This is a genomic window from Maridesulfovibrio frigidus DSM 17176 (genome assembly GCF_000711735.1).
GTDB classification, from domain to species: Bacteria; Desulfobacterota; Desulfovibrionia; order Desulfovibrionales; family Desulfovibrionaceae; genus Maridesulfovibrio; species Maridesulfovibrio frigidus.
The window spans coordinates 22,665-37,033 of sequence record NZ_JONL01000013.1; the positions used below are offsets into that span (position 1 = coordinate 22,665).

Genomic DNA, 14,369 nt, shown 5'->3' on the forward strand with positions numbered 1-14,369 from the left:
CTATTTGTTCAACAAAGAAAGAAGTTGCTGTATCGCAGGATCTTTATCATCTAGAAGACCTTGACTAACTAGCTTTGCAACATCATGAAGATTTCTTTGAGCAACAGTAACTTCCTTTTTTTCTTCGCTTGTTCTGTCCCTGTTAATGATTCTTAGTTCAGCAAGTTTTTCTCTTGGGGGGATATGAAATGAAAGCCTATAGTTATTCTCAACAACAGCATTTATTTCATCTTGTATTTCTTGCATCCCTGGGCCAACACCACAAATATTAACCCAAGCACTTGATCTAGTGATTGCTGTAAAAAGAGTATTTCTCCGTTTAATCATTTCATACCCAAGAGAACACCACTCTCCATTAACGAGATAAACCATCGGCGCTTCGTTGCCCTTTGCCCTATATATCCCTGAAGCTGTAACAGAGCCTGAATATGAAAAAACATCTCTACTGCTTGATACTCCTGCAAGATGTGTATCTATTCCATATCTAAGCATAGAATTATAAAATATCCCGTATTCATTTTTAGCAGTAACTGCATTTGCAAAAATCACTAAAATATCATCAGGGTCAAGCTCGTCTTCTTTCAAATTCTTATTAATTTGACTTGCTACCCATTCGTACTGTTCAATTTTAGATTCAAAAATCTTGCTCTGCATTATATCACGAGGGTCAAAAAGATCTGTAATATAACCCGGATAACTTGAAACTTTTCTCTCTAAGGACACATCACTTTCAAACGAAAGAGCTCCTGAGTGGACTTTATATCCAATATCTTCAAAAAGATTAAGTTCATCAAAAAGCTGCACTAGCCCCTCAGAACGATAAACCCCCATCCCCAAAGCATGTGCTAAAGTTAGTGTCCAAGGAGAATTGCGATAACAAACAGGTAGAGTAATATCTTGCCTAGCTTCGTCTTCAGCATTATGAACCTCAATATTTTGCTGCCCTGATTGAGATGTTCCAAACAGTTCATCGAGCGGAAGCATTGCAGAATCATTCAAATTCTGTAACTCATCGTAGGCCCATATAATTCTTTTTGGGTCCTTAGTGCAGTAATAGATGATTTGAAAAAATGCAGAAGGAAGATCTTGAGCTTCATCAATGAGAATTGCATCATATACTTCTTTTGATGGGGAAGATTTCACATACTGAAGAAGCTCGTTACATACACCTGAAAAGGCATTAGAATACCCATACTTCTGTTTCGCTGTTGCAAAGTTTACAGGAGTTAAATCATATAAAGTAGCAATCGCAGAGTAAACCCCTCCACTAGAAAAGTTCCCCCAAGCAGGCATTATCTTTATTTTATCCCAGTCTGGCTTGTCACCTGAATGCTCAATCGAAAAGCGTTCAATTAAATCTGTAAACTGCTGGATTAATGACCTTGTATTAAAAGTAACAACAATGTCCCAATCAGGATGCTGCGCATGCAAATATGCTGCTTTTAAAGCTAAAACTATTGTTTTACCTGATCCGGCCAAACCTCTAACTCTCTGGGGTCCTTCCGGGACTTCTATCGCGGCACTCTTCTGCCACTGATCAAGGTTCGCGATCTCGCGCTCAAGTCTCTTTAAGATTGCTCCCTTTGAATTAGCATTCTTAACATTAACACGCTTTTTAGCAGGTTTAATAGTTGTTACTCTCTGTATTGCAGAGCAAACTTTTTTATAATAACCATCTTGAATAGGGATACAACGAGCAATCGTTTCCTTAAATACATCAGGATGAGCAATATTATAATCGTCTTCACTTTTAATTCCAACATCTTTAGAGAAAAAAGCTATCACATTGGCTTCGACGGCTAACCTTCTCCGCACTCGCAAACTTTCGTGCTTGGATAGATTAGACTCCAAAACATAAACAATACTATCTTGCTGGTCATAAACAGTCTCAGAAACTTGAGTGTCTGGAAAATGAAAAGCAATTAAGCCATTCTGGGGTGAAACCAGCATAGCCTCTATGGTATGACTATCCTCAGCTGTAGCAATGATAGGATATCCAACATATAAAGTCCCTGAAATGTTGTCACTTTTCAAGCAATTAATCAAAGCTGTAATAGCAATTGGATTTCTATTATTACCGCGAACAATTTCTAAGCTCATTTTATTATCCTATACGGCATAAAGCCAAAACATAAATTTAAATATTTAAGACTACCTCTACAGAATCAACTCAGTAAGTTCAAGCTAACAGCTAGAGTCGGAAACGATTACAAACTTCTACCTACTTACAGCCTGCCCCTTACCCTTCGCAATAGTAATTTTCATTCTCTTCATCTTATCAGTCACTTTGGTAATACTATTTCCGCTCATCTCCATGAAATCACCAAACTTGCGCTGGGCCAGTTTAGATGCAGCCTTGCGCGCAGTTGCATCATTTTGAGAGAAGAATATTTTGTCACCGTTGTCTTTGATCATGCTGCCATTTTCGAGAGAATGAAGAATATTCCCTCTATTATCAACATTGGTTTCCAATCCCTTGAAAAGATCATCTTTAACCAAGGGAGTATATTCATCTGAGAGAGTTGGGTTATACTGTTTGGCCCAAACTTCCATGGCACAAGCATCCCCATTCTGCGCTTTCATGTACAAATAGTCGTTCCATGTCCTGAAACCAGACTCACTCCAAATCTTGCCTCTTTTGGAATCAAATTCCTTCCGCATGCCCTCTTCAGCTTGCAACTGCTTCATCTTGGCCAGCGACAAAAGCTGGTGCTTATCTTTCCTGAGCAACGAGCGGTCGTGTATCCACTCCCGGCGCTTACCCTGCCACGCTCCTTTGACCTGCTGATAAGAGATAGCCCTTTCTTCTTTCAAATTTTCTAAAGCTGCTTTTCTCTGGGCAACGACTTCTTTGTATTCTTTATTCAAGGCAACTTCATCTGCATTGATGATTGCCCCTGGCGTAAATGATGTTTTCTTTTCTGGTTTCCATGAAGCGACTTTCCCCTGAGGCGCAAAGTCAGCCATGAACTCCTTCATGAAACTATTAACCAGCTTGTTTTGCGAACTCATTTTATCAGCAAAGGATGATTTGGATTTTTCAATATCCTTAACACCTTGCACCAAGCTCTTGTACTTCTGGATTGCAGTTTTCTCAAGTTCAGAGGTATTATCTGTTCGAACCTCATCAGCTATGGACATACGCTGGTGGAAGTCTTCTTTCATCTTTGTGTACGCCTCGTTGATCCTGTTCCGATCTTCTTCTGAGACATCACTCCACTTGCCGGCCTGCTCAATAAGGAACGAACGTTCCTCTCTTAGAGTATCGGCACCCTTTAACCTTTTTTCTATGGCCTCAGCGGCAGTACGGAGCCACAGAGAACTAGAGGCTCGTTCATTCCCTTTTTCAAAAAGATCCAGCGCACTCTTTTTGACAGCTGCACTTTGAACCTTGGCCAAAAACTCTCCAAAATTATCAGTGTAAACTGAAACATTATTCTTATTACGCGAGATCCCCACCAAAAACTCATTTTTGGAAAGCAGCAGAGAATATGCCGGGGCATGATAAATAACATGGGAATCAGAACTGAGGCCCTGACTCTTATATGTTGAAATGCAATAGGCATGATCAAAGTGATTAAAGTCATCACCAGTGAAGTTAACCTGCTGGCCACTTTCAGTCTCTACAAGGTAAGTACTATTTTCGACTGAAAGAATCTTGCCTCGCGTTCCATTCAGAATCGGATCGTCTTCATTGCACTGAATGTGCGCGCCACCCTTCTTTAGAAAAATTATGCTGTCTCCTGCGGCAAAATCCCGTTCTGCTGTTTCCCCGGAAGGTAGCTCTATTTCTTGACGGAAGTTTTCCTTTGCCACAATTCCCTTATCAACAAGGGATGCTCTGATTTCTTTATTGAAGGCCTCCCTGTCTGAGTTCAACGAAGTAATCAGCAAGGGCATGCCTTCCTCTGCTTCAAAATGCTGGAAAAAATCTTGAACAACAGCTTCTATACGCTCTTCAGTTCCCTCAACCTCTTTTATAATATTGCCGGAGACCAATAACTGAACGGCACTCTTCGCATCGTCATGAGATGCAGCTTCTACAGCCTGCCGCTGTAGCGTTCCTTTCTGTCTTCGGATCTGCTTCAACCTGAAAGTTTTTGCTCCATCTTTTTGCCACTCTTCAAAAGGCTTTCCTGCCCCAACACCAGGGAGCTGTTTAGTATCGCCGACAGCAACAATTCTTGCCCCTTCTTTAGCTGCTATGTTGCAAAGGCGCACGGCGTCCATGCTGCCCATCATCGAAGCCTCGTCAACAATAATCAGGGCCGGCTTCTGCTCGAAAAGACTCTTCACATACGCTGTAGCTTCCAGCTCCTTATCATCGCCAGACTCCAAGGCCATGATGCGCCGCTCATAATCAATGCAAAACCGATCAATAGTCTGGGCAGTAATACCAGTTTCATCTCCAAGCTTCTTGGCTGCCGAACCAGCTTTTGACAGCCCAAGGACACGATCCCGACCATGAGTCTCAATGACAGCTTGCAAAAGCGTAGTTTTACCTGTCCCAGGGTCACCCTGAATACAAGTAATGAAATCCGGAGAACTCAGAACGCCTAACGCGGCTTCCAATTGCTCACCTTCAAATTTAAAGTCAAAAATATTTTTAGCGACCGAAGTCATCTTTTGCCCAATTTCTGGATCAACATGATCTTCAAATCTATTGCTTCCAAGTTTTAGCCAGGCTCGGTTATCAGTTTCCGCTTGTAGCAATGTCTTAATTGTATACTTAGTTTTTGCCCCATCACTTTGCCCAGGAAGAGCAACCATTTTTTTACTGATAGCTTTGCTATGCAAAAAAAGCTGAATATCTTCCATCTCCAACGGGTAATTAATTTTATCAAAGTACTCTACAATATCTTTTTTTAAATGCTCTATAAGGAAATTACCGCGCCGCTCTGTTGTTTCCTGAAAAGCGGCTCTCAGATGACGCTCTAATTCAAGGGAGTTCATATTATCACCAGAAACGGGTTCTTTCCTATTTACACCCCTTGCACCCTTTTTAGAGAACTTCGTGGAATAGCCTTCAGACTCAAGTGTCTGACGTAGAGTTTTTTTGTAAACAGTCTGAAGCAAATTAGAACTATGCAGCCGTTTAAAACCATTATTTTCAAAACCAATGCCGGCAATCTGACAAACAGATTCCAAAGAAGGCTTATCTTCTCCCCCCCATTCAACGGTCACAGCTGACAAAATTTCTGTTGGTTTTTCCTCATGCAGACGGCCTCCTTCCCGGTACTGGTTACGCAGGAGATCCCCGGATTTAATCTCATTCAAAGCGGCTGCGACAGCGACAGTGTGGGCCTTCTCTAAAACATCAACATCATCAATCTGCTCAATAAGTCTTTCTGGAGTTGCAAAAGCAACACTGATTACACTTTGTTCTTCTGTCGCCTTTGGCTGGCGAGTTTGTAAAACAGCTAGTGCTGTTTTGTTACCATCCTGAACTTTCAGCTTCAGGAAATCATTCCAGTTGCTAAAAGGTATTTCTGCTCGGATATCCCTACGATCTTGGAGAATCCTTTCTTTAATAGTACGCGCTTTTATTGGTGATATTCCTAGAGTAATTCCTAGATTATCCAATTCTTTTTCTTCGACCTTCAGGGCTTCGTAACGCAGCTTACGTTCATCAATTCCTTTTTTGTACTCTGCATACAAGACAGCCCTTTCAGGCCCTCTATGAATTGGGACCGCTTCATACCGTTCCTGCTCGGTTACAGCCTGAATAGAAGGGCCTACTTCTTCAAAAGGACCAAGTTGCTTTTCCAATTTTCCCTTGGAATAATTACGCCCCAGGCTACTAGCTTTTATTGCCGTTTTGGAATGACTATCTTTGATAATGCAACCATTGCCACGCTTGCGTATTTCCAAACCTGATTTGGCAAGCGCGATATGTAAGTCCTGCCAGTTTTGAGCTTTTGATAGAGCTTCTGAAATATTATTCTCACGCTCTTTTACATAGGAGTCAAAAGACTGCTGTCCGGAATGAGCCTCATAAGTTACGGCCTTTTCGTTTGCCCTTTTCGGACCATCACCCTGAAGGCCATTGTCCCGCTGAAGACCATACTTATTTTCCAACACTCGATGCAAGACATCTCGCTTATGATAGTCTCGGTACGGCTCATGCCTAGTAAGTTTCTCCGGATGAATCATGTTGTAAGCAATATGCATATGAAGGTTGTTGGTGTTCTTATGAACTCCACAATGCCGCTGGTGCTCCTCAAATCCAAGAACCGTGGCAAATTCTTTCTCAATTTCCCGAAAATCTTCTGGCTTCAGCACAGCCTCGTCTTCAGGTCTGAAGGACACTATAAGATGGTATGTCTTTTCTTTCTTACTGCGTGTGTTTAGATCCTGAGTATCTAGTACTTCCTGTATGGCTAAATCATAATGATCAACAGCCCAGCAGCCCTCGTGCCAAGAATCAAGAGTCTTCTCTCCTTTATTCTTGGCATCGGCAATATAATCGGCCAAACGACGATAGCTTGAGTTCTGTGGCTTACAGGTGATCAAACGACTAATCATAATTCTCTGACTTTCTCATACATTGTTTTCTGCTGCTTCCGTAAGTCTACAAGCAACTTCTCAACATCAGGTCGATGTTCGTCATCATCAAGAATCCACATTTTGAGCAAACCACCCAAACGGCCCAGATTCGCACTCATTTTTAGCAACTCTCGACGTGCCTGCTGATCCTCACGACTTTTGATTTCGTGACCGAGAGTTACAGCTTTTGCGAAAGCAGACAGTGACAGGTTGCACTGTTTGGCAGTGCCACAAATCTTCTTGTATTCTTTATCAGAGACATAAGCTTTGATGACTTTCTTTTTGCTCGGCACTGCGTTCAATTCCTTCTTGGACTGTATTTTTTCTTGCGTTGAGCCGCAGGCGAATAAGCGATCCCAGCCCTAGGCTGGGCAGGGCGTAAGGTAGGTCCACTTTGGAAAAGTGGGCCTACCTTACCTGTCCTGCCTTCCGACTCCGTGATATTATATGTGATTTTGCGTTACATCGGAAGGTCCTAAAAAAAATACTCTATAATAACATAGAGTAACGGTTAGTAACTTTAAATAACCTAAAGTAACCTAGAATAACTTTTAAATTTCAAATTTGGTGACAAAAAAGCACTTTGTATTTGTTCCCAGTTCTAAGAATATGCGCTATCTCACGAATTAGGATTAAGCTCCAGCATGAAAGATCAAAAAATCAAGGAGAACTATATGCATATCGGAAATACGGGAATTGAATTGCCATCCGACTTAGTAGTTAGAATCTACAACGATGCAGCCGATCAAGATCTCAAAAATGAAATAATTAAGTCTCTTACTGAACAGGCTAAAACGAATCCTCGTGCACATATTGTCAGAGGATTCTATTTTGACTCAATAGGGAATCTAAATTTTAGCGAAGAGTTGTATGATCATGCAGTATACTCTGGGAAAACAGGTACATATTCAAAATCTGTAGAAGAACATGCCAAAAAACTTATGAAATCCATAGACATGCTTAAAGCAATGCAGGATAAAAAGCATGAGTATTCTAGAATCGTACAGGAGTTAGGAATTGAAAGAACAATTGCCATCTCTGAAACATTTGACCAAGAAGAATTAAAGGCAGCATCCTCAATTAAAAAAATACTTGAGAATGGAACGCCTAAAGATATATTGAAAAATCTAGAGTCACTCGACAGCGATTAGTTGAAATACTTATTGCCCAGATCTAAAGTTAGCACATGTGTAAAGTGAAAATAAAGTCTGATAAGAAAGTGTTCATTAGATGGTAAGAAGATGGCAGGGCTTCTAAGTAGAGGTCACGAAAAATGCTCCGGTGCATATTATTAACCTTGGCTGACAATTCAGGATAATTCTTCTCAAGGGCGTTCCTATAGTGTATAATTTTAAATTAATCGTTATTCATTCTCGGAATTTAAGTTTATTAAATATTACACGCCAATCGGGATTGTTGAGCGCGTTTGGTATATGTGTATATAAAATTATGACAACATTATCGAGGTATCTATGCGCACAGAATTGATCGAGCTTTTTAGAGGAAAAGGAATAGATTTTAGCTCTGTTGGCTTTTACGATGAAAAAAACTTTTTAAAGGCAGAACAGAAAGATCCTGATTTTTTACGCAACTATGGGTTCTGGATTAGGAATAAAAAATATGATGATGATTATTTAAAATATGTGAGAGAAACTATCCCGCATGTATTGCAGCCAATGCATGACGAACTTGTTAAAGATGGGAGCCAAGGTGCTTGTGTCAATATGTCTCTGGCGCTTTCTAAAATTTTAGAAAAACTTGGTATATGGAATGTCATGGTAGAAGGATCATTTAATGCTGTATATCCTTCTTCCTCACAAATAACGGAAAAGTTTTTATGGCAATATGATTCACCTCAGCATGTAGAAAGTAGAATATCTCCTGGGCATGTATGGCTACATTGTCCTCCATTTAATATCATTGACTTAACGATTAAGTACCAACCATATACTCAAAAACAAGCCGAATATCTTCCTGAAATAGTTGCACAGGAAGAGGTTAATGAATTTAAGGCAACTATCAATGATATCTGCAGCCCTTCAACAACAGAATGGCTACAATCTAAATTGGCTACAGAGAGATCCTTTTTCTCAACAATAGGATTTGATTATTTTTCAAGTAAAGAAACTCCAAAATCATTTAATTATGGGGATACTAAACTACGTTATATACCTTGTTCGTTTACAGCAGCAGATGGTCCCCTTGAAACAATGAAATGTTTGCAGCTTTCTGGCAAATATCCGCTAGAAATATATGAGAAAAATATACATCCAAATATCCCATCTAAATAATAGTTTCTCTACAGTGTGACTTGCTGCCAAGTTGATTGTTAGCAATTTATATAATTAGGCATCCTGCTCGGCAGTATTTTTTTGAGGGATCGTCCATCAAGGGTTCATGCTTGAAAATTTACATACTGCCCGAAAAGACTCACCGGAAACAGGTGCGCCTTGATCAATTCCAAAATTCATTGGAATCAGCCTAGCTTCATTTCTTAACGATGCGTTGAACTCTATGCAGGGCAACACATCCCGCCCCTCTGCGCATTAATTGCTAAGGATACAGTAGCAACGGGCAAAGATAGTGTTGCTAAAAGAGCATAACCATTTAAATTGAGAAGGCTTATATACGATGAAGCACCTAGCCTACAGTCTCTGCTCAATGCGTAAAAGGTATTCTGCTGATTGATCAGCTGTTCCTAATTTCGAGTTTACTCAAGACATTAGCTGCCATCACTTCGATCTCAGACTTAGTGTCTAGCTTTAAAAGATTTAATCGAACAATTCGCTACGACTTGCTGAACCAGTATCTTTTTGAGAGTATCAATGAAGTTCAGAATTATGTCAGGGATTGGCGGTATCACCCCGATGCAAAATTTGAAAAAGGCTGCATAGCCTCTACTTTTAAAAGCCATTAAAAATGGACTGATTACCACTGGAAGTATTATAATCGTTTATGAAATTTGCTTTAGGGGTAATTGTTGAAGGCTAAGGAGATTTTGGTGACAATAAGACGACAAATTCCCAATGGAATTTCTGAAGATCTGGTTGTTGAGAATTTACAAATTGTTGAAGATATTTTCAGCTCTAAGTGGTTAGCAAAGAAGAGTAATGGTCAACACACCATCAAAAAGCTTTGGAATCGAAGAGACTACCTTGCAACAATTGAACTATTTACTTTAGGCAATGCTCTGAAGCTTCTTCTTAATTCTGGCGCAGAAGAATGGGTTAAAGGGTATGCTGAGCGAGTAAAAAAGACTAAAGCTTCAGATCAAGTAGGAGTGAGTTATGAAGCTATAGCAGCTTCTTATTTTATGGAATTTCACGATGTGCAAATGCCCCCAGAGAGTCAACCAGGATATGATATTGTTATTAATGAAAAAAAACTATCATTTCTAATTTCATGTAAAAAGCTACTTCCTTCTGAAGTTCCGCGTAAGGTGGATTCTAAGGCGAAAGAAATTGAAAAAGAATTCATTATATTAATGAAGAAAAAAAGAATAACAGGATTGAGGCTTCTTATTTTAGGTGCGAAAGAAGGGAATATTCCCACCCCAAATAGGTGCATGTCAGTTGTAGAGGATATGCTTCAAACGAAAAAGAGAGAGGTTAAAACCGAATCTTTTACTTTCACTCTAAACCATATAGGTGAAAGTGACTTATCTCAAAGGAGAATTAGTTACCAATTTAACATGTTGATTCCTCAAAAGAAAACGGAGCAGAAAAGGTTCGAAAATCTTTTTGGTAAAGCTTACAAAAATTTGATGAAACATACAAAGGAGAAGAGTAGTGGTAATTTCTTAAAAATGCTTATGGTCTCTCTACCAGAGTATATCTCTATGCAAAAAACCGAAAAATGGATTCGAGAAAATTTTAAAAGTCACTACAAAGGGCTATCTTGTGTTTTACTTACACGAGCAATTCCGGTCCAGTCGACTTCTAGTTCCTTTTTGAGCCTTGAGTGTAAGCCTGTTTTTAATATTCAAGCAGAAAACAGTTTGCTGGATAAAATTATGAACAAAGAATTTTCGTATTTTAAACTTCAAATACCAATAGGTACAGTTTCATCGGAAGAGTCAAAACAGATGTTAAAGTCAGATGATGGGAGTATGGATGTTAGTAATTTTTATTGCTTTCAGAGGGCTGTAGTGTCCTATGAAAAACATGGAGACTCTCTAGAAGTAAACTTTAATTATAAACCAAATTTTTACTATCAAGTAGACTTTATTACTGATCATAATACCCCCCCAATATCATTAGCACCTATTTTCCCTCCTGAGTTTACGACTGTTCTTTTGTAGGATTATTTTATCAAGGGTTAGCCAAACTCAAAGAAGAAGAAAGTGGTTATGATCAGGAGAGGGACTGCTCGATGATAGGTAAGCCCGACCTACGAGTCAGTAAGATCTTATCCATCAATAAAAGACCGGATGGAATCCGTGATGAAGCCAGGTAAATGCAACGAAGTATCTCAGTGAGTGCTGTTGGAAGTGACCAAGGCTTCTGGTCCTAAAGCCAAAATCAAAAAATGGAAAAGACTGAGAAACCGTAGAATTACTCAAGCAGCTTATAGGAAGAAAAAGAAGGATTCCTCTGAAAAGGCCAAGGGGCAGCGCTTTAACTTCGGCAGCAGCATGAGAGCAGTTGAAAATGGGATGATTACATTTACTCCTCTTTTAAAAACCAACATCTGAATAAATCTCTTTGACTTGAATTTTACAAGCCCCCTGCTCCAAATAGTAATCCCTGAATTCGTTCAGGAATTCCATTAACAAGGTAAACATTTTTTCACCTTCTTCTGAATCAAAATCGGCGTACAGGGAGAGCATGATTGATTGTATTTCAAAGCTGTTACAGGCCATGCTCTCACATTGAATAATTGCATCCTTCCAATGGTCTATGACGAGCTGCGCAGTCGCAAGGACCAAGGCAGCCCCAAACCATTGTTTTCTAAATCTCTGTGAGACAAAAATCCTGTTGAGATTGCAATGAAGTACAATCTCTTTATCTTCTTTTATATAGCTAAGATGAATGTCAAAATCTCTGAACCCGGTTGCAATATCTGGAACACCTCCACCTCCGGCGTAGAGGACATATTGAAGTCCACCGAAAAAGACCTCCTCTTCACTCTCAAAGAAACTTGAATCATCCTTTTCTGAGGGGATACCGACCGTTGACTCTGCGTGGAGTTTGGTTACGCTTGACTTTGAAAATGGTAAATGACCATTAAAAATTCTTATTGGGCTTTGATTCTTTAGATGCTCCGCGCATGGTTTAAAAAGCCACTCGCACACTTCTTCCCTAGACATACTAAATACAGGACTAGCTCCTGTGTGGATTGGGCTTATTTTCAGTGTTGTTTGAGATTCGGCTTCATTTGCTTTGCAAGACATTACGAATTTCCTTTAACAACATATGATTTATTTATAGCTTCAGCCAAATCCGGACCTTTAAAATGAGGCTTGACCCAAATTAATTTTCTTTCTTGTCCGCCAGCACCGCACGGCTGGTTCCTCCAATGACCTCTGACCATAAACCTGACTTGTGCCTTGCTTCCCTCTACTCGTGAGCCTTCTGCTTCATAGAGGTCTCTTTTGTCTATAACAATAGCCTCCACAGAAGCCCCAACTTCTTCATAATCGAGAGCTGTGTGGCGCATAGCCCTTTTTTGAAGTTTTGTCCGCTTAGAACGGGTGGTCCGCTGAATACTATCCTCAAATTCTTTTCTGGGATTTTCTCTGAAGGCCAGCTCAGCATGGTCAGAAGTAATATAGAGAGCCGCATTCATTATGATACGGAAAAAATGGAGCCCATCTGTATAAAACCGGGAATCATCTTCTGTAGAAAGCTCATTGGCTTCCGGTGGAACCAAATTATTCCAATCTGTATGCAGGGATTGCTCAAGAGTCCAATCATCTCCTAAATACAATTCTCGCTTTATGTGGAAATACAGATTGTCGGGATACCGAGAATGATAAGCGCAAAGCATCAATCTGCGGCCAGACAAACTTTCTTCTACTGGAAGAATTGTAAGAAAAACAGAAATTGGAGCTGTGAAGTCTATATCAGCAACATCTTCCCCATGAATTTTATACATAGCCTTAACCACAGCCGGAGAAGTAAAGGAAAAAAGACAGCTGGCAAACGGTAGCTGAAAAAACGAGCTTTTGATGTTAACCTCGGTGTTTGCCAAGTGATCAGAAAGATTATTGCTAAAGTGGAATGTTTTCTTTCCAGACAGGGCAAAATTGAGAACCGCATGGTAATCAAGATTCATTTTCTGATACAGGCCTTGAGGGGCAGATCGCAACTCAGGAAGAATTTGAGGAGCAACTTCTAAAGCATGTTCAAAACTTACTCCAGTATCTTTCACAACCTTAATAAGAACTTTGGTATCCATTTCGGTCAAGCAATCGTTAAAACTATTTGGATAGTCGTCAATATTGTCTATGACAGTCGGTGAGTCCTCCTTCTCTGCTAAATTCTGTGCATCCTGCTCAGCATACTTAGTCACAAATGGATCATTTTCTTTTAAAAAATCATAATATGTAGAAAGCAAGAGAGACTTCACGTTCTTCTCCTTCTAATTTAAAAGTGCTTGCTTGAGTCAATTCTATAACTATCCCTCAACTTCGCATAGACTAAAATCTGAACAAACTTGCTTTGCTATATCCACCCATTCAGCGCTATCTGAAAGAGTTTGAAATATCGCTCCAAATGGATCTGCTATTGAGGGAGTGTTCTCATCAAATTCAAGACTGTATTCATAGCCAAGATTTTCAAACGAAACATGCAAGTCTTTACTTCCTTCTATGGCCACTCTTGCTTTTCCTTCCCACGCGTCGAAAGGGAAAGTATTAAAATCAATATTATCATAAATAATTTCAGTTATTGTATTCACAACTACCTCCGTGTTTGTTGAATAGAATATACATACAATAGAAACAAAATACAAGCAAAAAGACGGTAAATAATAACTATAACTAGGATTATTGATTCAAATTTCTTCTATGGAGTAAAACTATTTTTCAAACAAATCAGCGGTTGCACACCCTAACACCGGTGCAATTTTTTCAGCAGAACTTTCAGTCAGAGCCTGTTCATTTCTTAGTATTTTATCAACGAGTGTCCTTTGCAGGCCTGACTGCTCTATAAGGTCTACAATGCGCAGCTCTCTCTGATCCATAAACTGTTTAACCTTCGCTCCAGCAAACACGGACTCACGTTTGCTATAAGCAAGTATTTCCGGATTCAAACCTAAGACGGCGCAAACGTGTTGAGCAGCTTCACATGTGAAACTGACCTTGCCACTTTCCCACTTTGATATTGTCGATGGAGCTACTTCTAAAAGCTCGGCAAGTTTCCGGAGACTGTATCCGGTTCGGGCGCGCAGCTCTTTCAAGGTAAGTTCTGCGCCTGCCCCACGGCTTACAGGAAAAAACTCCATGCCATGATCTTTAATAACTAAATATTCGACCCTCTGCGAAGCGAGTTTATTATCAACTGATCCATCTGAATCCTTAACAAGAATCTCTTTAATCTCAGGTGCGACTTTTAAGACTTTGCGGCCTACTTCTTCCCGATCCATTAAAGGCAAATTATCAGGAAAACCTAACTTCTCTTGTGCTTTCACAAGGCCTGCAAGGTAACCGGCCTGATTAGGCTTACCTTCCTCGATCCTTTTAATAACCCGTGGACTTAAATTTAACCAAATATCTTTCTTCAAAATCAACTCTCTTTAGTCGTTATGAGGCTCTCTTTCGAAGAATAGTTTTTTTGTACAAAGTATCGCAATATTGAGAGTCAACTACTTGGTTGGTCAAT

At 39.9% G+C, this 14,369-nt stretch carries 12 protein-coding genes; 4 read left to right on the forward strand and 8 right to left on the reverse strand.

What is annotated here, in order from left to right; genetic code table 11:
• The 3 genes from BR06_RS0118555 to BR06_RS0118565 all read right to left on the reverse strand — a co-directional run bounded on the left by BR06_RS0118555 (position 1) and on the right by BR06_RS0118565 (position 6,839).
• Entirely contained in the window at positions 1 to 2,100 is a 2,100-nt protein-coding gene (locus tag BR06_RS0118555; protein WP_031485754.1) for a DEAD/DEAH box helicase, read from the reverse strand.
• Positions 2,101 to 2,217: 117 nt separating this feature from the next.
• A complete protein-coding gene (traI, locus tag BR06_RS20225; RefSeq protein ID WP_084154274.1) occupies positions 2,218 to 6,525 on the reverse strand; it encodes a TraI/MobA(P) family conjugative relaxase in 4,308 nt (1,435 codons plus the stop codon).
• Positions 6,522 to 6,839, reverse strand: coding sequence for a plasmid mobilization protein (locus tag BR06_RS0118565; RefSeq protein ID WP_031485758.1), 318 nt, complete (start codon positions 6,837 to 6,839; stop codon positions 6,522 to 6,524). Before BR06_RS0118565 ends, traI begins: the two co-directional genes overlap by 4 nt.
• A gap of 351 nt (positions 6,840 to 7,190) precedes the next feature.
• Here BR06_RS0118565 and BR06_RS0118570 point away from each other — a divergent pair, with 351 nt between their 5' ends.
• Positions 7,191 to 7,697: a hypothetical protein gene (locus tag BR06_RS0118570; RefSeq protein ID WP_156952749.1), complete on the forward strand. Its 507-nt coding sequence runs from the start codon at positions 7,191 to 7,193 to the stop codon at positions 7,695 to 7,697.
• Between the two features lie 321 nt (positions 7,698 to 8,018).
• Positions 8,019 to 8,837, forward strand: coding sequence for a hypothetical protein (locus BR06_RS0118575; RefSeq protein ID WP_031485762.1), 819 nt, complete (start codon positions 8,019 to 8,021; stop codon positions 8,835 to 8,837).
• Positions 8,838 to 8,933: 96 nt separating this feature from the next.
• Here BR06_RS0118575 and BR06_RS20420 read toward each other — a convergent pair whose 3' ends face one another.
• On the reverse strand, positions 8,934 to 9,074 hold the full coding sequence (locus BR06_RS20420) for a hypothetical protein (RefSeq protein ID WP_156952750.1): 141 nt from the start codon (positions 9,072 to 9,074) through the stop codon (positions 8,934 to 8,936).
• A 473-nt stretch (positions 9,075 to 9,547) separates the two neighbouring features.
• Between BR06_RS20420 and BR06_RS0118580 the strand changes: the two genes are divergently transcribed.
• Both BR06_RS0118580 and BR06_RS0118585 read left to right on the forward strand, forming a co-directional pair.
• Positions 9,548 to 10,846: a hypothetical protein gene (locus BR06_RS0118580; protein ID WP_031485764.1), complete on the forward strand. Its 1,299-nt coding sequence runs from the start codon at positions 9,548 to 9,550 to the stop codon at positions 10,844 to 10,846.
• A 183-nt stretch (positions 10,847 to 11,029) separates the two neighbouring features.
• Positions 11,030 to 11,239, forward strand: coding sequence for a hypothetical protein (locus tag BR06_RS0118585; protein ID WP_031485766.1), 210 nt, complete (start codon positions 11,030 to 11,032; stop codon positions 11,237 to 11,239).
• Here BR06_RS0118585 and BR06_RS0118590 read toward each other — a convergent pair.
• From BR06_RS0118590 to BR06_RS19465, 4 genes are all read right to left on the reverse strand, one after another.
• Positions 11,222 to 11,938: a hypothetical protein gene (locus BR06_RS0118590; RefSeq protein ID WP_031485767.1), complete on the reverse strand. Its 717-nt coding sequence runs from the start codon at positions 11,936 to 11,938 to the stop codon at positions 11,222 to 11,224. The genes BR06_RS0118585 and BR06_RS0118590 overlap by 18 nt on opposite strands.
• A complete protein-coding gene (locus tag BR06_RS0118595; protein WP_031485769.1) occupies positions 11,938 to 13,116 on the reverse strand; it encodes a hypothetical protein in 1,179 nt (392 codons plus the stop codon). Before BR06_RS0118595 ends, BR06_RS0118590 begins: the two co-directional genes overlap by 1 nt.
• A 48-nt stretch (positions 13,117 to 13,164) precedes the next feature.
• Complete coding sequence (locus BR06_RS0118600; RefSeq protein WP_031485771.1) at positions 13,165 to 13,446, reverse strand: hypothetical protein; 282 nt, start codon at positions 13,444 to 13,446, stop codon at positions 13,165 to 13,167.
• 120 nt (positions 13,447 to 13,566) lie between these two features.
• Positions 13,567 to 14,271, reverse strand: a complete 705-nt coding sequence (locus BR06_RS19465) for a helix-turn-helix transcriptional regulator (RefSeq protein ID WP_034603199.1) — start codon at positions 14,269 to 14,271, stop codon at positions 13,567 to 13,569.
• Positions 14,272 to 14,369: the final 98 nt, after the last annotated feature.